At 38.6% G+C, this 20,804-nt stretch carries 18 protein-coding genes; 12 read left to right on the top strand and 6 right to left on the bottom strand.

Translation table 11 applies throughout. The annotated features are described in order from the left end of the window. Together APB85_RS04300 and APB85_RS04295 are read right to left on the bottom strand one after the other, a co-directional pair. Positions 1 to 471 (bottom strand): GNAT family N-acetyltransferase, encoded by a 471-nt coding sequence (locus tag APB85_RS04300; RefSeq protein WP_057482779.1) that lies wholly within the window; start codon positions 469 to 471, stop codon positions 1 to 3. A gap of 72 nt (positions 472 to 543) precedes the next feature. Then, positions 544 to 1,026 carry a GNAT family N-acetyltransferase gene (locus tag APB85_RS04295; protein WP_057482780.1) on the bottom strand — a complete coding sequence of 161 codons (483 nt, stop codon included), beginning with the start codon at positions 1,024 to 1,026 and terminating at the stop codon, positions 544 to 546. Positions 1,027 to 1,226: 200 nt separating this feature from the next. On the opposite strand from APB85_RS04295, the gene fbp reads away from it, so the two are divergent. Then, complete coding sequence (gene fbp, locus APB85_RS04290) at positions 1,227 to 2,234, top strand: class 1 fructose-bisphosphatase (RefSeq protein WP_057482781.1); 1,008 nt, start codon at positions 1,227 to 1,229, stop codon at positions 2,232 to 2,234. Between the two features lie 221 nt (positions 2,235 to 2,455). On the opposite strand, the gene APB85_RS04285 is transcribed toward fbp, so the two are convergent. Next, entirely contained in the window at positions 2,456 to 2,878 is a 423-nt protein-coding gene (locus APB85_RS04285) for a tellurite resistance TerB family protein (RefSeq protein WP_057482782.1), read from the bottom strand. A gap of 158 nt (positions 2,879 to 3,036) precedes the next feature. Here APB85_RS04285 and APB85_RS04280 point away from each other — a divergent pair, with 158 nt between their 5' ends. From APB85_RS04280 to APB85_RS04265, 4 genes are all read left to right on the top strand, one after another. Beyond that, complete coding sequence (locus tag APB85_RS04280; protein WP_057482783.1) at positions 3,037 to 4,056, top strand: ligase-associated DNA damage response exonuclease; 1,020 nt, start codon at positions 3,037 to 3,039, stop codon at positions 4,054 to 4,056. 49 nt (positions 4,057 to 4,105) lie between these two features. Beyond that, the gene (locus APB85_RS04275; protein WP_057482784.1) at positions 4,106 to 5,701 is read left to right on the top strand and encodes an ATP-dependent DNA ligase; all 1,596 of its coding nucleotides are present in this window, start codon (positions 4,106 to 4,108) and stop codon (positions 5,699 to 5,701) included. 152 nt (positions 5,702 to 5,853) lie between these two features. After that, positions 5,854 to 6,216, top strand: coding sequence for an endonuclease domain-containing protein (locus APB85_RS04270; protein WP_057482993.1), 363 nt, complete (start codon positions 5,854 to 5,856; stop codon positions 6,214 to 6,216). Positions 6,217 to 6,356: 140 nt separating this feature from the next. Beyond that, on the top strand, positions 6,357 to 8,831 hold the full coding sequence (locus APB85_RS04265; protein ID WP_057482785.1) for a ligase-associated DNA damage response DEXH box helicase: 2,475 nt from the start codon (positions 6,357 to 6,359) through the stop codon (positions 8,829 to 8,831). On the opposite strand, the gene APB85_RS04260 is transcribed toward APB85_RS04265, so the two are convergent. After that, positions 8,828 to 9,337 (bottom strand): DUF1440 domain-containing protein, encoded by a 510-nt coding sequence (locus tag APB85_RS04260; protein ID WP_057482786.1) that lies wholly within the window; start codon positions 9,335 to 9,337, stop codon positions 8,828 to 8,830. The two genes, APB85_RS04265 and APB85_RS04260, sit on opposite strands and share 4 nt — an antisense overlap. 101 nt (positions 9,338 to 9,438) lie before the next feature. Here APB85_RS04260 and APB85_RS04255 point away from each other — a divergent pair, with 101 nt between their 5' ends. Next, complete coding sequence (locus APB85_RS04255; RefSeq protein WP_057482787.1) at positions 9,439 to 10,218, top strand: amidohydrolase; 780 nt, start codon at positions 9,439 to 9,441, stop codon at positions 10,216 to 10,218. On the opposite strand, the gene APB85_RS04250 is transcribed toward APB85_RS04255, so the two are convergent. Beyond that, the gene (locus tag APB85_RS04250; protein ID WP_057482788.1) at positions 10,205 to 11,818 is read right to left on the bottom strand and encodes an Ig-like domain-containing protein; all 1,614 of its coding nucleotides are present in this window, start codon (positions 11,816 to 11,818) and stop codon (positions 10,205 to 10,207) included. The two genes, APB85_RS04255 and APB85_RS04250, sit on opposite strands and share 14 nt — an antisense overlap. A gap of 58 nt (positions 11,819 to 11,876) precedes the next feature. Further along, positions 11,877 to 12,557, bottom strand: a complete 681-nt coding sequence (locus APB85_RS04245) for a ComF family protein (RefSeq protein ID WP_057482789.1) — start codon at positions 12,555 to 12,557, stop codon at positions 11,877 to 11,879. A gap of 61 nt (positions 12,558 to 12,618) precedes the next feature. Between APB85_RS04245 and APB85_RS04240 the strand changes: the two genes are divergently transcribed. The 6 genes from APB85_RS04240 to APB85_RS04215 all read left to right on the top strand — a co-directional run bounded on the left by APB85_RS04240 (position 12,619) and on the right by APB85_RS04215 (position 20,798). Continuing rightward, positions 12,619 to 13,503: a hypothetical protein gene (locus APB85_RS04240; protein WP_057482790.1), complete on the top strand. Its 885-nt coding sequence runs from the start codon at positions 12,619 to 12,621 to the stop codon at positions 13,501 to 13,503. Between the two features lie 208 nt (positions 13,504 to 13,711). Continuing rightward, positions 13,712 to 15,250, top strand: coding sequence for a glycine--tRNA ligase (locus APB85_RS04235; protein ID WP_057482791.1), 1,539 nt, complete (start codon positions 13,712 to 13,714; stop codon positions 15,248 to 15,250). Between the two features lie 118 nt (positions 15,251 to 15,368). Beyond that, complete coding sequence (locus APB85_RS04230) at positions 15,369 to 18,344, top strand: GEVED domain-containing protein (protein WP_057482792.1); 2,976 nt, start codon at positions 15,369 to 15,371, stop codon at positions 18,342 to 18,344. 25 nt (positions 18,345 to 18,369) lie between these two features. After that, complete coding sequence (locus APB85_RS04225) at positions 18,370 to 18,909, top strand: DinB family protein (RefSeq protein ID WP_057482793.1); 540 nt, start codon at positions 18,370 to 18,372, stop codon at positions 18,907 to 18,909. Between the two features lie 52 nt (positions 18,910 to 18,961). Continuing rightward, positions 18,962 to 19,732, top strand: coding sequence for an exodeoxyribonuclease III (locus APB85_RS04220; RefSeq protein WP_057482794.1), 771 nt, complete (start codon positions 18,962 to 18,964; stop codon positions 19,730 to 19,732). A 121-nt stretch (positions 19,733 to 19,853) separates the two neighbouring features. After that, on the top strand, positions 19,854 to 20,798 hold the full coding sequence (locus tag APB85_RS04215) for an OmpA family protein (RefSeq protein WP_057482795.1): 945 nt from the start codon (positions 19,854 to 19,856) through the stop codon (positions 20,796 to 20,798). Positions 20,799 to 20,804 lie beyond the last annotated feature (6 nt).

Raw genomic sequence — 20,804 nt, 5'->3', positions numbered from 1 at the left:
TTAATCGATATTTTTCTGGATTCCGGTTTCATCCATATGTACGGTATACCAGTTTTTCTTGATATCTGCCCCGGTATTTTCGTAAAATTCCTGTGCATTTTTGTTTCCTTCAGAAACTACCCATTCTACTCTTCTAACGCTATTTTCGTGGCCATATTTTACTACTCTTTTGTAAAGGGCGCCACCAAGTCCTGTGCCGCGCATACTTTCTCTAACAATAAGGTCTTCCAGGTGAACGGTGCGGCCTTTCCAGGTAGAAAACCTAAAATAAACAAGTGCCATTCCTTCAATCTTTCCATCTACTTCGGCTACAAAACATTTAAAGTTGCCTTCATCAAAACCCTCGTGCTCAAGGTCGCTCACTCGAATTTCAACCTGGTCGGCAGCCTTTTCATAAGCAGCAAGTTCTTTTATAAGTTCTAAAACCGCGGGCATATCTTCCCGCTTAGCTTCACGTATAACGTATTCCATAAATTTGGTGTTTCTACAAAAATAGGAATACATTTTAATAAGCGGGCCTATTTTAGCGGGCTTAGCTTATAATTAACGTGATTTCTCCAGAAATTTATTCATCGCGTTCTCTTCCATTTGCACAGTACACCAGTCGGTAAAAACGGTGGCGCCACTGCGACTGTAAAAGTCACGAGCGTGGGTATTCCAGTCTAAAACCACCCATTCGGTACGTTTTACGCCCTGTTCTTTTGCGAATTCAATTACGCGTGTGTAAAGCGCATTGCCCAAGCCTTTGCCACGCATACTTTCTCTAACTACAAGGTCTTCAAGATGAATTGTTTTTCCCTTCCAGGTAGAATATCTAAAATAGCATAATGCCATTCCTTCAATCTTTCCGGCTGCCTCGGCTACAAAACAGGTAAAGGCCGGATTGGTACCAAAACCATCTCTTTTAAGGTCTTCTGCCGAAATAATTACCGCATCGGGTTCCTTTTCAAATTCAGCCAGTTCCTTTATAAGTTCCAGAACTGCCGGCATATCTTCCAGTGTTGCTTTTCTAATTTTAAATTCCATTTTAATTTGCTTTATCTACAAAAGTAAAGAATGAAATTTCAATTTAGATAATTCTAAAAATTTCCCGGAAATATTAGAAATAATAGTCCAGGCTTTTGACTGATTTAAATTTTTGTGAATTTTCAATACTTTATAGCGAAAACGTTTTAGTAACTAAAATAAATGAATAATTTTGAAGCAAATAACGATATTGGTTCAAAATGGTTAAGAAAAATCAAACTTTAGGGGAATTCATTATAGAAAATCAGGAGGCTTTTCCTTATTCTTCGGGAGAACTATCCCGTTTAATTAGGTCCTTACGCCTGGCGGCTAAAGTGGTAAATCACGAAGTGAATAAAGCAGGTTTAGTAGATATTTTAGGCTTGCACGGCGATACCAATATCCAGGGTGAAGACCAGCAGAAATTAGATGTTTATGCCAACGAAACTTTTATTCAAACGCTAATTAATCGGGAGATTGTTTGCGGAATCGCTTCAGAAGAAAATGACGATTTTATTACTATTTCAGGAAAAAATAATGACAACAAAAATAAATATGTAGTCCTTATGGATCCGCTGGATGGGAGCTCTAATATTGATGTTAACGTATCTGTAGGAACTATTTTTTCTGTTTATCGTCGTGTGACTCCAATCGGCACGCCGGTAACCAGTGAAGATTTTTTGCAACCGGGAAATAAACAGGTGGCAGCCGGTTATATTATTTACGGAACTTCTACCATGCTTGTTTATACCACAGGTTGTGGCGTGAACGGGTTCACTTTAAACCCTGCCCTGGGTTCCTGGTATTTATCGCATCCAGACATGAAATTTCCAGAAAATGGAAGAATTTATTCTATGAACGAAGGGAATTATGTGCACTTCCCGGAGGGCGTTAAAAAATATATTAAATTTTGCCAGGAAGAAAAAGATGATAGGCCTTACACATCACGCTATATTGGTTCTATGGTTTCAGATATTCACAGGAATATGATCAAAGGCGGAATTTTTATCTACCCAAAAAGTTCTAAAGCCAATAATGGTAAACTTAGGTTATTGTATGAATGTAACCCAATGGCGTTTATCGTAGAACAGGCCGGAGGTAAAGCCACCGACGGATTTAATCGAATTATGGACATTCAGCCAAAAGAATTACACGAGCGTGCACCTTTTTTCTGCGGAAGTAAAAATATGGTAGATAAGGCTGAAGAATTTATGCAGAAGTATAGTTAAAAAGCATAACCACTTAGTTTATAAAAAATATCAGGCTAAAATAATCCCGAAGTGTAGGAATTATTTTAGCCTGAAGTTTTTTCAGACTTTCACAAGTCCAAATAATTTATATGTTTTACTCGATAATCGAGATTAAATGCTTCGTCCCGAAGAGTCGGGATGTCTCGAAATCAAATTAAATTTTCCAAAAAAAATGTTTCGTAAGCTTGCTGCGAACTTGTTTACTTATCTAATAGATACTGGTAATCTTCAAAATTTAGTTGTCCACTAAAGATCTGTATAGATCTTTTAATTATTTTTTCGGCATTCTCATTTGAAAAACCAAGACCTATAGCATAACGCTTAATAAGGGTTTCCTCTTCGTGGTCTATTTCATTATCTGCAAAAATAATCTTGAAAAGATCGTGCAAACGCTCTAAACGTTTTTCCACACTATTATAAGCGCTAATAGGAAATTCCTGTGGATTCTTAATAACCATTTTATATTCCTGTTCGCTAATATCTAACTTCCGTGCAAAGCGCTCTAAAAGTACACGCTCTTTTTCGTTGATCTCACCATCTACACTGGCCAGGTTTACAATAGAAGCGAAATGGTTGATATTGCGAAGATGTTCTCCCGAACCAAATAAATCTGAAAATGACATTTTAAATATATTTTATACGACAAAGATACTTAAAGCTAAAAGTATTTTTCACCAAAAAATCTCTAAAATATTGAGCTTTTAATCAATCCCTAATCTTTTCTTAATCCTTTTTTTAGGCGTGGCATTTTGGGTAATTTCAATTCAAGTACTTAAGAAAAATGAAACCACCATTACTCGCTTTTAATAAAAAAGGAATTTACTGCGAAGCTGCAGATGTTTACCTGGATCCCTGGAAACCGGTAGATAAAGCCATTATTTCCCATGGTCATGCAGATCATTCCCGCTGGGGGCATAAAAAATACATTACCCATCACAGCAATGTTCCTATTATAAAACATCGCTTGGGTGAAATTGAAGTCTCCGGGAAAGAATGGAACGAAACTTTTAGCATTAATGGCGTGAAATTTTCCCTGCATCCGGCCGGGCATATTATTGGTTCTTCGCAGATTAGAGTAGAGCATAAAGGCGAAGTTTGGGTTTTTACCGGCGATTACAAAGATGAGGAAGATGGGGTAGCAGTGCCTTATGAACCGGTAAAGTGCCATACATTTATCACCGAATGTACTTTTGGATTACCAGCGTTTAAATGGCAACCTCAGGCAGAAGTTTTTAGCGAGATCAATAATTGGTGGCAGCAAAATAAGGAAGATGGGAGAACCTCTGTGATTTTTGGATACTCCCTCGGAAAAGCACAGCGTTTGCTAAAACATCTAGATACTTCCATAGGAAAAATTTACACTCACGGCGCGATTGAGAATATGACGGAAGTGATTCGCCCTTTATCTGAAATGCCCGAAACTACGCGAGTTACCCGTGATACCAAGAAAAATGAATTTAAGGGGAATATAGTTGTGGCGCCACCTAGCGCCCATGGCAGCCCGTGGATTAAAAAAATGGTGCCTTATGTTACGGCTTCTGCTAGCGGCTGGATGACTTTCCGCGGAGCCCGTAGAAGACGAGCCATAGATCGTGGCTTCGTCCTTTCCGATCATTGCGATTGGCAGGGGCTTTTAAAATCTATAAAAGCCACCGGGGCCGAAAAAGTGATCTGCACGCACGGTTATACCGATATATTCTCACGTTATCTAAGAGAATTAGGTTTTGACGCCCGAACCGAAGAAACCCAATACGAAGGGGAAATGGGAGAGGAAGAATCGAAAAAAGAAATAGAAAGTTGAATGCTTTGTCACTTCGAGCGCAATCGAGAAGTAAGTAAACTAAACTAATATGAAGGACTTTGCAGAGCTTATAAAAACCCTGGACAGCACTAACAAAACTACCCTAAAAGTTGAGGCCTTAACGCATTATTTTAAAAATGCCGCAGATAAAGACAAGGTTTGGACTATCGCTATTTTATCACATCGCAGGCCACCAAGGCCTGTAAATACTACTTTAATGCGCCAATGGGCTTCAGAATTGGCTAATATTCCTTTATGGCTATTTGAAGAATCTTATCATATTGTTGGCGATCTGGCAGAAACAATCGCTTTGGTAATTCCGCCAGCCGAAGAAAATACCGAAAAAAGCCTTAATCAATTCCTCCAGGAAATATTAGAGTTAAAACCTAAAGCCGAATCAGAAAAAAAGGACTATTTGCATAAAAACTGGCTGGAGCTTAATTATTACGAGCGTTTTGTATTTACCAAACTCATCACCGGAAGTTTTCGCATAGGTGTAAGTCAAAAATTAATGACGCGTGCACTTTCAAAAGCAACTGATATCGACGAAGATATTCTTGCCTATAAGATGATGGGTAACTGGAAGCCTGAAAAAACCACTTTTAAAAAACTGATTTTAGAAGAAAACGAAGAAGATTATTTGTCAAAACCTTATCCGTTTTACCTGGCCTATGCCATAGATGATGAAATTGAAGAATTAGGAGATGTGGCTAATTGGAGTGCAGAGCATAAATGGGACGGCATCCGTTCTCAGGTAATTATTAGGAATGACGAACTTTTTGTTTGGAGCCGGGGGGAAGAACTGGTCACCGATAAGTATCCCGAATTTGAAGATTTCGTGGGGAAAATTCCCAACGGAACGGTAATAGACGGAGAAATTTTGCCTTTTCCAGACGGGAAAATTGGAACCTTTAAAGATTTGCAAACAAGAATTGGAAGAAAAAATATCAGTAAAAAATTACTGGAGAAAACCCCGGTAATTTTAAAAGCTTATGATGTTTTGGAATGGAAAGGAGTAGATATTAGAACCGAGCCATTTGTTGAAAGAAGAAAAATTCTGGAGAAACTCTATGCCGGGGTTTCTTCTGAAGAAGTTCCATTGCATTTATCTGAACGAATTTCTTTTAAAAATTGGGCTGAAGTTGCCGAAGAACGCGAACGTGCCCGGGAGGAAAAATCGGAAGGCTTGATGTTGAAAAGATTGGATTCTCCATATTTAGTGGGAAGAAAAAAAGGCGACTGGTGGAAGTGGAAAGTAGATCCGCTTACGGTAGATGCGGTGCTCACTTATGCCATGCGTGGTCACGGAAGACGAAGCAATTTATTTACCGATTATACTTTCGGTTTGTGGAATGATGATAAAAAGGAACTGGTAACTTTTGCCAAAGCTTATTCCGGTTTAACCGATGCCGAATTTAGAAAACTCGATGCGTGGATCAAGAAAAACACTTTAGAGCGTTTTGGACCCGTTAGAAGCGTGACACCACACCACGTTTTTGAAATTGCTTTTGAAGGAATAGCAGAGTCCAAACGCCATAAAAGCGGGGTAGCAACCCGTTTTCCCAGAATGGTACGCTGGCGTACCGATAAAAACATACACGAAGCAAATACATTGGGTGAGTTGCGGGATTTAATTCCGGATTAACCACCCCACCCTATCGGGCACCCCTCCTTAAAAAGGAGGGGAACTCTAAAAGGAAATTAAAACAACAAAACGCTCCTTCCCTTGTTAAGGAAAGGTGGATTATTCAGCGTTAGCAGGATAAGATGGAAGGGTTGCAGAGAAAATTAAAAAAAATGAAAAAACCAAGCCATAATAGAAAACATCTCGAACCCTACCGAAAAGCTTTAAGGAATAATTTAACTCCTGCTGAAGCATTTTTATGGAAACAGTTACAACGAAGAAAGCTCAAGGGAAGAAAATTTAGGAGACAACATAGTATAGAAAATTTTATAGTGGATTTTTATTGCGCAGAAGAACAACTCATTATAGAACTTGATGGGGATGTGCACAAAAATCCTCTCGCTGAAGAAAAAGATGAAAAAAGAACTAAAAAACTGGAAGATTGGGGATTTAAAGTCATACGGTTTGAAAATAGAATGGTGTTTGATTTTTTGCCTTCGGTTTTGAAAGAGATCGAGGATAATTTTAAAAAGTGAACCACTCCACCCTGTTGGGCACCTTCCTTAAAAAGGAGGGGAACTCTAAAAGAGTAAATTTAAACATCAAAACGTTCATTCCCTTTTTAAGGGAAGGTGGATTATTCAGCGTTAGCTGGATAAGACGGAAGGGTTAAAACATGAATAGAAACGAACTCACAAAAATTGCCGAAACCTGGTTTTCTAATCAGGGATGGAAGCCTTTTGCTTTTCAGAAACAAACCTGGACAGCTTTTTTGCAGAAAAAAAATGGACTTTTAAACGCACCAACAGGTAGCGGAAAAACCTATGCACTTTGGGTTCCTATAGTACTGGATTATCTTAAGAAAAACCCCGATTATAAAACGAAGCAAAAAAAAGGATTAAAAGCAATTTGGATCACACCACTTCGTGCCCTGTCGGTAGAAATTGAACAGTCGGCGCAACGATTTGCTGACGAAATTGAGAGTGGTTTAACCGTAGGAATTCGCACAGGGGATACCCCGCAAAAAGTTCGCACAGCGCAGAAAAAATCCATGCCCGATTTACTTATTACCACACCTGAAAGTTTACAGCTATTGCTTTCCTCAAAAAACTACGATAAAACATTTAAAAACCTAAATGCTGTAGTAGTTGATGAATGGCACGAATTACTGGGTACTAAACGCGGCGTGCAAATGGAACTTGCTTTGTCTCGTTTAAAAACGGTTTCAAAAGATCTACGCATTTGGGGAATCTCGGCCACGATTGGTAATCTCGAACAGGCACGAGAGGTTTTGCTCGGTCCTGATTCCGAAGCCTTTCAAAATTCAACTTTAATCAGGGCGAATCTAAAGAAGAAAATCAGCGTGAAATCTATTATTCCGGAGAAAATGGAAAAGTTTCCTTGGCGAGGCCATTTGGGTTTGCACTTGATTGATGAGGTAGTGCCGATTATTAAAAATTCCAGAACCACGCTGCTTTTTACCAATACTCGCTCGCAATGCGAACTTTGGTTTCAGAAATTAATGCATAAATATCCGGAGTTTGCCGGGGAAGTTGCGATGCATCACGGTAGCATTAATAAAGAAACCAGGCTTTGGGTTGAACAGGCTATTAGAAATGAAACTTTAAAAGCTGTGGTTTGCACTTCTAGCCTTGATTTGGGAGTGGATTTTGCACCTGTGGAAACCATTATTCAAATTGGCGGACCAAAGGGTGTGGCAAGGTTTTTACAACGGGCTGGAAGAAGCGGCCACCAACCGGGAAAAGAAAGTGTAATTCATTTTTTACCCACACACGCTATAGAACTTATTGAAGCTTCAGCTTTACAAAAAGCGGTACAAAAGACTGCTGTAGAAGATAGAATTCCATATCTGTTAAGTTTTGATGTTCTGGTGCAATACCTCACAACTTTAGCGGTTTCTAATGGTTTTTTTCCGAAGGAAATCTGGCCCGAAATTAAATCTACGTTTTGTTTCCAGGGCATTACTGAAGATGAATGGTTATGGATCTTAAATTTCGTTACCAAAGGCAGCCAGAGTTTGCAGGCTTATGATGAATACAAGAAAATTGAAATTGAAGAAGACGGTCTTTTTAAAGTAAATAACCGCGGGATTGCTATGCGTCACCGACTGCAAATTGGGACGATTGTAAGCGACGCGGTACTCACGGTTAAATATTTAAAAGGTGGATTTATAGGGTCTATAGAAGAATGGTTTATTTCCAAACTTACGCCTGGTGATGTATTTACCTTCGCCGGAAGAAACCTGGAATTAGTGCGTATAAAAAGTATGCAAGTTTTAGTTAGAAAATCGAAGAAAAAAACTTCTAAAGTGCCTAGTTGGATGGGCGGGAGAATGGCCTTCTCAGCGCAAATGAGTGAGTTGCTTCGGGAAGAAATGTATGCGGCCTCAGCTTCAACTGCTGCAGGTTCTAAGGGAAAATCGGAGGAATTAAAAGCTTTACAACCAATTCTGGAACGGCAGCAAAAAGAATCGATTATCCCCAGGCAAGATGAGTTTTTAATAGAAACTTTTAAGACTCGCGAAGGTTATCATGCAATATTTTATCCGTTTGAGGGCCGTTTTGTCCACGAGGCTTTGGGAAGTTTACTGGCTTACCGCATCAGTTTACTTTCGCCTATTTCGTTTAGTATAGCCTTTAACGACTACGGATTTGAACTACTCTCAGACCAGGAAATTGATATGCAACAGGTTTTAGATAACGATCTTTTTTCCGCAGAATTCTTGATGGATGATCTTTATAAGAGTTTAAACGCTACAGAAATGGCCAGGCGAAAATTTAGGGATATTGCGGTAATTGCCGGGATGGTTTTTACCGGTTACCCGAATAAATTGATTAAAAGCAAGCATTTGCAAAGTAGCTCACAATTGTTGTTCAGCGTTTTTAAAGATTATGAAGATGATAATTTATTGTATTTGCAATCCTTTAGGGAAACTTTTGAGCATCAATTGGAAGAAGGCCGATTAAGAATGGCTTTAGAGCGCATTCATCACCAAAAGATCATTTGGAAAAAATGCGAAAAACCAACACCGTTCTCTTTTCCGATTATTACCGATAGACTTCGGGAAAAATTATCTTCAGAAAAACTGGAAGATAGGATTAAAAGAATGCTAAAAAGCCTGGAAAATTAATCTCTCTCGTTTAATCTTTGCAAAACTGTACTGCGAACCACTTCGGTAGTAATTCCAAAAAGAACGTGGGCAAATAGTTCATTAAATTGCATTCTCATGGGAACATCTGTAGGTTTTGGTTCTAATCCCATCATTGGGAGGGATGTTTCGTGAGTGGAGATCCAGGTAGAACCGCCTAAGATTATCCCGTCTGTAATATTTAATTTTTCATTGTCTTTTTTGCCAAAACCGTAAGCCGCACCAACACTGGCGCCAATTGGGAAATTCACTAATTGTTCGGCTAATTCTTCATTATCAACACTTATTGGAGAACCGGTGATTTTTGTAGAAAGATCATCTACAATTTTAATTTGAGCTGAACGCTGCTCCACTTCCCGTACAGTTAAAAAATGTTCTACCAGGCTTTTTACCGCTGTTCCGGCTAATCCGCCAATAACTCCGGCCAGTAATCCGCGACCGGCGGCTTTGGAATAAGAATCCTTTTTCAATAAAGTTTGTACTTTCATATTGTATGATTTTACATTTTAAAACTATCCATTATGCGAGTTTTCTACAATTGTTTAACAAGGATTTAGCAGCAGAAATTTAAAATTTGGTAATTTTGGGTATGGCACAAAAACTAAATACCGCGATAATACAGGCAAATTTAAAGTGGGAAGATCCGCAGGAAAATAGAAGTCTTTTTTCAAAAGAAATCAAAGCACTTTCTGAAGATGTAGATCTAATTATCCTGCCCGAAATGTTCACTACCGGTTTTAGCATGAATGCTGAAAGACTGGCCGAACAAACCGATGGTTTAAGTTTACAGTGGATGCGTGAAATGGCAAAACTGAAAGATGCAGCGGTAACCGGAAGCCTTATCATTACCGAAAATGATAATTATTACAACAGGCTTTTCTTTGTTTTTCCTGACGGAACTTATAAAATCTATGATAAGCGCCACACTTTTACTTTGGCCAATGAACATAAAACCTATACCGCCGGAAAAGAAAGATTGGTCTTGGAATATAAGGGTTGGAAGATTTGTCCGTTAGTATGCTACGACCTTCGATTCCCGGTTTTTTCAAGGAATACCGAAGATTACGACCTGTTAATATATGTTGCCAATTGGCCAAAGAAACGGGTTTTTGCCTGGGATGTACTTTTAAAAGCCCGCGCAATAGAAAATATGAGTTACTGCATTGGCGTAAACCGAACCGGAAAAGATGGAAATAAAGCCGAATATAATGGGCATACCTCTGTATACGATGGTTTAGGCCAGAATATGACCGAGTTGGATAGGGAAGAACCTTTTGTAAAGGAAATTTCCCTGGATAAAAAGCAACTGGAAGAAACCCGAAGTCATTTCAAGTTTCTTCAGGATCGCGATGAATTTAGTCTAAAGTAAAAGTCTCTGGCATATCCCAGTTAGATCTTACTTCTATGGTATCGCGGTAATACTGAATTTCCTCGGGTTGTATTCTTTTAAGATAATCTCCGGTATCCCATTTTCTATTTTCATTTTCATCAAAAATCACCCTAATGAGGTGTTTTCCCGGTTTCAGGAATCGGAAATGAAAATTACTCTCGCCGGTTGAATATTTTTCTTGTTGAACTTCACCTTTTTCGTTAGTAAGTTGGACTACAATCGGGAATCTGTCAACATTTTGGAGTGTTAAAATAATACTCCCGTAATCTGCATAAGATTTGGTGCTAAGTGTATTTCTAATCGTATCGTTGGTCTCCCCAAAAAGATCGGTTACCGCGCCGGGCAAGGTCATTACCTGGTATTTACTACTTTCTTCTTTATCAAAAGAAATTACGATTTCATTCTCCAGACTACGCATTTCAGCATTAAAAGGTACTAAAGTAGAATCTCTATCCCTTATGCTAATCAAGTCCCTATCAAAACCGGTAATTGGGGTATTTGCTCGTAAGCGATAACTTTGTTCAAACTCTATAGATCCCGTGGGTTCTGAAGTAATTTGAAGAGAATCCCGTTCAGCTTCTGCTATCTTTGTGAATAAGGTATCACGGCGTTTTGGACTTACCACTTCAAAAGAAAGACTGTCATTTTCTGGTCTAATATTATACCAATAGTATAGCGTATCAGTTTTGCGATCTTTTACAATTCGGGACTGGAAGCCTTCCGGTTTTGGAGTTAGCAGATTAATTTCTACACTATCTATTCCTTTAGAGCCTTCGTAACCAAAAAGTATCTGATTTCCTTTTAACAATTTTGGACGTTCCGCTTCAAAATCTAAATGCTCTTTAAAAATAGTAATGTTGTAAGTGGAATCTGTGGGAAGCGTGATATAGTTTTTTATAAACCCTATTTTTTCGGTCTTTGGGTTAAAATTATAATTGTCGTTTTTGTCTTCAACAGCAAGTATTTGATAAGTACCTTCCTTAAGATTTTCGAGCTCAAAATTTACGGTACTGTCTAAAGTATAGGTAATGTATCTGGGCGTTTCTTTATAAACTAATGAATCTGAAAAAGTAGAATCTACTTCATATAAAAAAATCGAAATAAATTCTGAAGGGGCTTTTTGATACGCATCTTTTATTGTTCCTGAAATTTTTAAGGAATCCAGGTAATCCCCGGTAGAGAATACGTATTTGAAATAGGGTAGCGGATTGCCTTCATTATTATCTACAATACTTTTCCCAAAATTAATGGTATAAGTGGTGTTTTCCTGAAGCGAATCCAGGTTTTGTATACGCACATCTTTACGCGCCGAGCCCATTGGCAAGATGCTGGGGCGTGGTTCTATTGGCGGTGAAATTACTATTTGCTGCCGGGCATCTTCCAATTTTATGTACTCGTTGAAAAAGATCCTTATTTCATCTGCATTGAAATTCGTATTGTAATTTTCAGGATTTGCTCTAATAAATTTTGGTGGTTCTTCATCTTCAGGGCCACCTTCTGGCATTCCTTTTTTGGCACATTGTACACATAGCAAAACCAGCGCAGCAACTATTAAAATTCCGGGAATTCGTTTCAGCATAATAAAAAAATGAAATCTAAAGACAAAGAAACAATTATTTTAGGTTTTAACGCGGCTATCAGTCTGTAATTGCCATCGTAGCAATACTTAATTTCGTGTTTTTAATTTTTAGAAGTTTGGTTCCGCATGCTTCCAGGGTTGCGCCGGTAGTAACGAGATCGTCTACTAGTAGAAGGTGTTTGTTTTCTAATTTTTCAGCGTTTTCTACCATAAATGTAGCGTCAATACTGCCCCATCTACTCAGGCGTTTTTTAAATGTTTGGGTTCTGGAAGTCGATTTCTTTACCAGCACGTTTTCAATAAATTCGGCATCTAATTTTTTTGCGAGTTCTTTTCCAAATTCTGTAACCTGGTTAAAACCTCTTTTCTTTAGTTTCTGAGAATGAAGCGGAACCGGAATGACACAATCAACAGCTTTAAAACCCTGATGTGTAATTAATTCTTCCCCAAGCCAGTTTCCCAGGAAATCACCAACTTCTTCCTGCTTTTTATATTTAAGGTTATGGATAAGATTTTGCACTATTCCTTTCTTTCTAAAATATAGCAAAGAAGTAGCATTTTCAATGCTTAATCGTGCATCAAATACTTTTTTGGTGGTGTTCTCGTTATCAAAGTGATAATTAGTAGCCGGGAGTTGGTGCAAACAGGAAGTGCAAATTACTTGTTCGGCTTTTAATAATGGGCTGTCACAACAATTACAGATCTTAGGATAGAACAGGTTGGCTAAATCGTGAAACATTTGTTAAGTCCTTGCAGTTTGCCTTAATAAACTCCTAAATTTACAAACAAAATTTATTTATATGATGACCGAAAAGAAAAATAACACCGCGCTTAAGATCTTAACGGGAGTTTTAGCCGTGGCCTTACTGGCCCTGGGTATTTATACAATTAAATTCTATAACGAAGAGAAAGAAAATAAGGCCATCCTTACCAAAGAAAAAGAGGTGATTGAAGATGAGCTTAATGATTTGATCGTGAAATACGATGAAGCCATTGAGGAAAATCAAATTATGGATCAGAACCTTGTAGATGCAAGGAATAGAATTGAACGTCTACTGGATTCGGTTGAAGATAATGAAGCTAACCTGGTATTGATCTCACGCTATCGTCGTGAAATTGGAAACCTGAAGGCTGAAAAAGAGCGTTTGTTTAGAGTGGTAGATAGTTTGAACCGTCAAAACCAAATGATGTCTCAAACTTTAGACAGTACGAATGTAGTTTTAGAGGAACGTACTCGTATATCTGATTCTCTACAAACTACAAACCAGGATCTTTCTAATAAGGTAGATCGTGCAGCCCAGTTAAAAATCACCAATCTAAGAGGAGAAGGTGTGATTGTTAGAAATAGCGGGAAATTAGTAGAAAACGACCGTACTCGAAGAATAGACCAGGTGAGAACCTGCTTTACCATTACAGCCAACGATCTTGCCGGTCCTGGAGAAAGAGATATGTACGTACAGGTTTATAATCCTGAAAATGAACTGGTAGGTGACGAGATTGTGGTAGAACACGAAGGTGGAGCAATGGTTTACAGTGCGGCTTCAAAAGTTTACTACGAGAATAACGAACTTGATGTTTGTTTACTGGCTAATACTAACGAAGATAAATTACTTGAAGGCACCTATAAAGTATATGTTTATGCAAATGCAACTTTATTGGGAACGGCCTCTTTTAACCTAAGATAATTAACCGCCACTATTCTTGAAATAAAGTAAAAATGCAATTAAAGCGGTTAATTCCGACTTAGCTGAACTTCATTTTTAATATTAAAAATGTTAGTGAAACTTTGTCATTACAAAGGTAAGTATTGAAATTGATGAATATTCCGGATTAAAACCTAAAAATCAAAGGCCGCCCTGCTGTTTATCAGGGCGGTTTTTTTATTTTTGCGCTATGGCAAAACAAGAAGACTTTTTTAAAAATGTAATATCCCATGCTAAAGAGTATGGGTATATTTTTGCATCGAGTGAAATATACGACGGACTTAGTGCCGTTTATGATTACGGGCAAAACGGGGCCGAATTAAAGAAAAACATCAAAGATTACTGGTGGAAAAGTATGGTGCAACTGCACCAGAACATCGTAGGTTTAGATGCGGCAATCTTAATGCATCCAACCACCTGGAAGGCTTCTGGCCACGTAGATGCATTTAATGATCCTTTAATTGATAACAAAGATTCTAAAAAGCGTTATCGCGCCGATGTTTTGGTGGAAGATTATGCTGAAAAGATCAATCAAAAAGCGCAGAAGGAAATTGCAAAGGCGAAAAAACGTTTTGGTGATAAGTTTAATGAAGAAGAGTTTGTAACAACCAACCCAAGGGTGCTTCGGTATAAAAAGGAGGAGAAAGAAATTCTTGAGCGCCTTGCCAAATCACTTACCGATGAGAATCTAGCCGATGTAAAAGCGTTAATTGAAGAGTTGGGAATTGCCTGTCCTGAAAGCGGTTCTAAGAACTGGACCGACGTTAAGCAATTTAACCTAATGTTCGGAACTAAACTTGGAGCATCAGCCGATTCGGCCACAGATTTATATTTAAGGCCTGAAACTGCGCAGGGAATTTTTGTGAACTTTTCTAACGTGCAAAAAACCGGAAGGATGAAGATTCCTTTTGGAATTGCACAAATAGGAAAAGCTTTCAGAAATGAAATTGTAGCGAGACAGTTTATCTTCCGTCAAAGGGAATTTGAGCAAATGGAGATGCAATTTTTTGTGCGTCCCGGTGAAGAATTAAAATGGTTTGAGCACTGGAAAGAAACCCGCCAGAAGTGGCACGCTTCTTTAGGTTTGGGTGAAGAAAATTACCGTTTTCACGATCATGAGAAAATGGCGCATTATGCGAATGCCGCTACAGATATAGAATTTAATTTCCCATTCGGATTTAAAGAATTAGAAGGAATTCATTCAAGAACAGATTTCGATTTAAAAGCACACGAAGAGCATTCAGGAAAGAAACTGCGTTTCTATGACCCTGAAATGAAAGAAAATTATGTGCCGTATGTAATTGAAACTTCTATTGGTTTAGATAGAATGTTTTTAGCGGTTTTTTCGGCTTCATTAAAAGAGGAAGAGCTGGAAGGCGGCACCAGCAGAACGGTTCTAAAACTACCGGCTGTTCTTGCACCAACTAAAGCCGCGGTTCTTCCGTTAGTTAAAAAAGATGGTTTGCCAGAGCTTGCGCACGAAATTATAGAAGAATTAAAATGGGATTTTAGAGTTCAGTATGACGAAAAAGATGCGATTGGCCGTAGATATCGTCGCCAGGATGCCGCGGGAACTCCGCTTTGTATTACCGTGGATCACGACTCACTTGAAGATAAAAAAGTGACGGTGCGTTTTAGGGATTCTATGGAGCAAAAGCGCGTAGATATTACAGAACTTAAAACACTTATTCAACAGGAAGTAGATTTTAAAACCTGGATGAAAAAATAAATAAAAAGTGTTTTTTAAAATTACGAAAAGGAGCGGTTAATCAACTTAATCGCTCCTTTTGTTTTTGATAAGCATAGAATCATTATTTTTAGAAAGTAAAAGAAGAAGTCATTTCAAAATGAAAAAAATTACAATCCTATTAGTTTTATTTTTTGGTTTTCATGCTGTAGTTTTTAGTCAGGAGCGGGAGACCGCCAGCCCTGTCTATATAGATTCTGCCAGCGCGGTTCCTTCTTCTGCAATGTCTAAAAGAAAACTAATTCAGCCAGAAAAAGAATTCAAAATATATAACCCCAGAAATCGCGGAATTAATAAAATCGTACCCGGAAAAGGTTTACCAAAGATCAAAACAGAGGCTGTGCAACAAAAAATGGGGGAAATCCCGGTGAAAGCTCCTAATTTTACTTTTGAAGCGGTTTCTACACAAGCTACACCCACAGATCCAACGGGAGCTGCGGGGCCTAATCATTATGTAAATGGTTGGAATTCGGCCTTTTCAATTTTCGATAAATCGGGGAATCAAATTATGCAACCTGCTTCTTTAGCAAGTATTGGAGGTGAATTTACAAATGAAACCCTTGGCGATCCTATTATTCTTTATGATGAATTCGCCGATAGGTTTATAATTTCACAGTTTAGCGATACCCCTGAAAGTTTCTTGATCGCAGTATCGCAGGGTCCAGATCCTATTAACGATGGTTGGTATACCTATCGTTTTACCACGAATGGTGTGTTGCCAGATTATCCTAAAATTTCGGTTTGGGGAGATGGTTATTATATTACTACCAATAAAAATTCCAGAACAGCCGCAACAAGTCAGGTGATTTATGCTTTAGAAAGAGATCAAATGCTAATAGGGGAGACTGCTCAAATTATGTCTTTTCCGCTACCCGGAATAGAAACAAACGGTTTTTACAGCCCTGCAGGCTTTTCAGGAATCGGGCAGGAATTGCCCCCAAGAGGGAATTCCCCAATAGTTTATCTTCAAGACGATTCCTGGGCAGGTGTAAATGAAGATCATTTAAAACTTTGGCTAATTAATGTAGACTGGAACAATCCCTCAAATTCTACAATTTCCGAATCTCAGGAACTGGGAGCCGCCGATGGTGTTTCTCCTTTTCTTGCCACTTTTGATGGAGGCTCCTTTTCAAACCTCTCTCAGCCCGGTAGCGATACTCCTGAAATTGATGTGTTACAAGCCACGATGATGTATATGACCACTTATAGGAAGTTTCCAAATTACAATGCCGTAGTAATGAATTTTGTGGTAGATGTAGACCCCAGCGCGGCAGAACATGCGGGAATACGTTGGTATGAGCTTAGGCAACAAAACGATGGTGGCCCCTGGAGTGTTTTCCAGGAAGGAACTTATGCCCCCGATAATAGCGATAGATTTAGTGGAAGTATTGGCATGGATAAAGAAGGAAATATTGCTCTTGGATACACCGTTTTAAACGATAATCCTCAAAACCCAGTTTTTCCCTCTTTACGTTATACTGGAAGGTATCGAAATGATGAACCCGGAATAATGACCATAGAAGAGCAAAGTATTATTGAAGGAGAAAGTCCTAATCCTAATTCGAGGTATGGCGATTACGCACATTTAAGTGTAGATGCCGCTGACGGACTTACGTTTTGGCATAATGGTGAATATTTTGTTGGTCAGGAAAGAAAAAATCATGTAGGAGTTTTTAAGATCGCTCCAGATTTTGATAATGATCTTGGCATTGTTTCTTTGATTAGTCCCGAGGATTCCAGTTTGGGTGCAAATGAAGAAATTACGATTAGAATAAGAAATTATGGGCGGAATGCTCAATCTAATTTTGAAGTAAGTTATAGCATAGATGGTGGGCCAGAAGTAACCGAAACTTTTGAAGAAAGCATTGCGGCAACAAGTTCGGCTGAATTTACCTTCTCTGAAAACGCCGATCTTTCAGAAGTTGGGCGAACTTATGAATTCATTTTTAGCACGAATTTGGAAGCCGATGAAAATGAAGAAAACGATACGTTGCTTACCTCAGTTAGAAATTTACCGCCTAACGATGTGGGAGTTACTTCTATTGATGCGCCAAGAACCGGGGAGAATTTTAGTTCTTCAGAAGAAATAACGATAAGTATCGAAAACTTTGGAGGCGAGCCACAACAGGATATCCCTGTTTTTTATCAAATAGGAAATAACACTCCGGTAAGGGAAGTTTTTAACGGCAACTTGCCTGTTGGTGGTTTAGAAGTGTATACTTTTAATGAAACTTCAGATATTTCACCTTCCGGAACTTATAGAATTACCGGCGGTACCAGGCTGGAGAACGATTTTGAACCTAACAACGATACTACGGTGAGATCGGTTGCAAATTTAGATTGTATTCCAGAAGGATCTGATTGTAGTTTTGGGGATGGGATTTTCTTCTTCGAACTTGAAAATGTACTTAACGAGCGTATTCCCTGCGGAAATGGTTACGCTGATTTTATTGGACTTTCGGCTAATTTAGATCGTTCGCAGAGTGAATTTACCGTTTCTGTGCAATCTTTATTTGGAGACTTAACCGATACCGATGCCGAACGATTTTCTATGTGGATAGATCTAAATGATGATGCTGTATTTGGAGATGATGAACGCTTAATCACTTCAGAAATCATTCCTACGGCGGGAGAATGGCATTCTACAAACTTCAGTATTCCAGGCGATGCATCTTTAGGCCAGCATTTACTAAGAATTAGGGCGGGAGACGTAGATTTTGAAGGTGATCTCAACAATCCGTGTGAGGTAATGGATTATGGTACAACCCACGATTATTCCGTGAATATTACCGATTCTACTTTAGATATTGAAGATTTCATTCTAAATGAAGCTGAACTTGTAGTGGTTTCCGAAGAAAATAAACAGTTTAGAATTGTGATGGAAACCGATTATGAGGAGACCTTAAGAATTACGGTTCACAACATTTTAGGACAAAAAATGTTGGAAAATCAGGTGGAAAATTCGGGTAGCGGCTATGTGTACGAACTAGACATGTCTTACGCCACAAGGGGAGTTTACCTGGTAAGAATGGGAACCCGGGAAGTTGGGAAAGTAAAGCGCTTTATTGTAGAATAGTAGTTGTCGCATTTATAGTTTTGAAATGTATACGGAAGAATTTTTACACCGGTTAGATGAACTTACCCATAAGTTTACAAAAACTTTTGGGAGTCTAACCGAGCGTGAAATTCACCGGAAACCTGATGCTGATACCTGGAGTATTGCACAAAACTTAGAGCACCTTATTTTGATCAATCAGTCTTACTTTCCAATGATAGATAGGCTTCGGCATAAAGATCATAAAAGTGCATTTACCGCCAAATTCGGGTTTTTAGTGAATTTTTTCGGAAGAACCATTTTAAAATCGGTTCAGCCTGAAACCACTAAAAAGACAAAAACATTTTCCATTTGGAAACCTTCAGAATATAGGGATTCCGAAGATATTCTGGCCAGGTTTACCGAGCACCAGGAGAAATTAAAACAAAAGATTTTAGAATCAGAAGATCTTTTAGAGAAAAACGCGGTAATCTCTTCGCCTGCAAATCCTAAGATTGTATATAAGCTCGATGCTGCCTTTAAGATTATTCTTGCACATGAAGAGCGACATTTTCAACAAGCCAAAAGACTGCTGGAAATTCAATAATCCAACTTGTAAATCTTGCATTTAACCTTATTTTTGAGGAAAATTGACTTTCATGAAAATCATTTCCTATAACGTAAACGGAATTAGAGCTGCCATTAGAAAAGGCTTTTTAGATTGGGTGCAACAGGCAGATCCAGATGTGGTTTGTCTCCAGGAAATAAAAGCGCAGCCAGAACAATTAAACCTGGACGATTTTAAAGATTCAGGTTATCCATATCATTACTGGTATCCTGCGCAAAAGAAAGGTTACAGTGGCGTTGCGATCTTAAGCAAGCACAAACCTTTGCATATAGAATATGGTACCGGGATAGATTATATGGATCAGGAAGGCCGGACCATTCGTGCCGATTTTGAAGGCTTTTCTATCATAAGTTTGTATTTGCCATCGGGGACTAATATTGCGCGCTTGGAACATAAATTTAAGTTTATGGATGATTTTCAGCAATATATAGACGAAATAAAACAGGATTTGCCAAATCTAGTTATTTGTGGGGATTATAATATTTGTCACGAAGCTATTGATATTCACGATCCTGTTCGGCTTAAAAACGTATCGGGATTCCTGCCGGAAGAACGAAAGTGGATAGACGATTTTATGAAAAGTGGCTTTATAGATTCCTTTAGGCATTTTAATGAAGAAGGCGATAATTATTCGTGGTGGAGTTATCGTGCGAATGCGAGGGCCAATAATAAAGGCTGGCGTATAGATTATAATCTCGTAGCTCAACCTTTACAAGAAAAATTGAAACGCGCCGTTATATTACCCGAGGCCAAACACAGTGATCATTGTCCTGTTTTGGTAGAATTGGAGTCTGATTTTTAGAAAGGACGTCATTACGAACGGAGTGAAGTAATCTCCACTAATCTCTAGATTGCTTCTTCCAATTATTATCGGGCCCGCAATGACGGTAAAATAGAAGATATTTGAATTTAAAATTATAAAAATGAAAAAAATACTTGTTTTAGCATTCTCAGCGGTTTTTATGCTGACTTCCTGCGTGTCCTCTAAAAAATACCAGGAACTTGAAGGCAGGCACGCCGATTTAAAACGGGAGAACCGAAATACACAATCTGAACTCGAAAAATATCGAGATCTGGATGAAGAATATTCAGCATTAAAAAAAGATTACGCTGATGCCACAACTGAAAGAGATCGTTTAAAAGATGAATTAGAAAGCTCCAGGAAAAATTACGCTACCCTTAAAGATTCTTACGATGCCCTGGAAGAAAACAGTTCTGCGGCAATTTCAGAAAATTCACGGCAAAATCGCCAATTACTAGCTGAATTAGAAGAAAAAGAACAGGCGCTGGTAAAAGAACAAGCCAGGTTAGATAAGTTGCAGCGCGATTTAGACGCACGATCTAGACGAGTAAACGAGCTGGAAGAATTAATTGCCGCCAAAGATGCTAAAATGAATGCTTTAAAGGATGCTATTTCTAAGGCACTTACAAATTTTGAAGGCAAAGGTTTAACCGTAGAACAGCGTGATGGCAAAGTTTACGTTTCTATGGAAAATAAATTGTTGTTTAGCTCTGGTAGCTGGGCGGTAAATGCTGAAGGTAGACAGGCCGTAAAACAGTTAGGGCAGGTGTTGGCAGAAAATCCGGATATCGCGGTTTTAATTGAAGGTCACACGGATAATGTTCCTTACGGCGGTAGCGGCCCATTAAACGATAACTGGGATCTTTCTACCAAGAGAGCAACTTCTATAGTGCAAATTTTAAAGGAAAACAATAACATAGATCCTCAGAATTTAACTGCGGCCGGGCGTGGAGAATATGCTCCCATCGCTACCAACGAAACTGCTGAAGGAAGGGCAAAAAATAGAAGAATTGAGGTGATTTTAACACCAAAGTTAGATGAGGTAACTAAATTGCTGAACGAATAAAATAAT

It is taken from the genome of Salegentibacter mishustinae, from assembly GCF_002900095.1.
Classification (GTDB): Bacteria; Bacteroidota; Bacteroidia; order Flavobacteriales; family Flavobacteriaceae; genus Salegentibacter; species Salegentibacter mishustinae.
The sequence above is the reverse complement of the archived record's forward strand: the minus strand, read 5'-3'. Positions and strand labels throughout refer to the sequence as shown.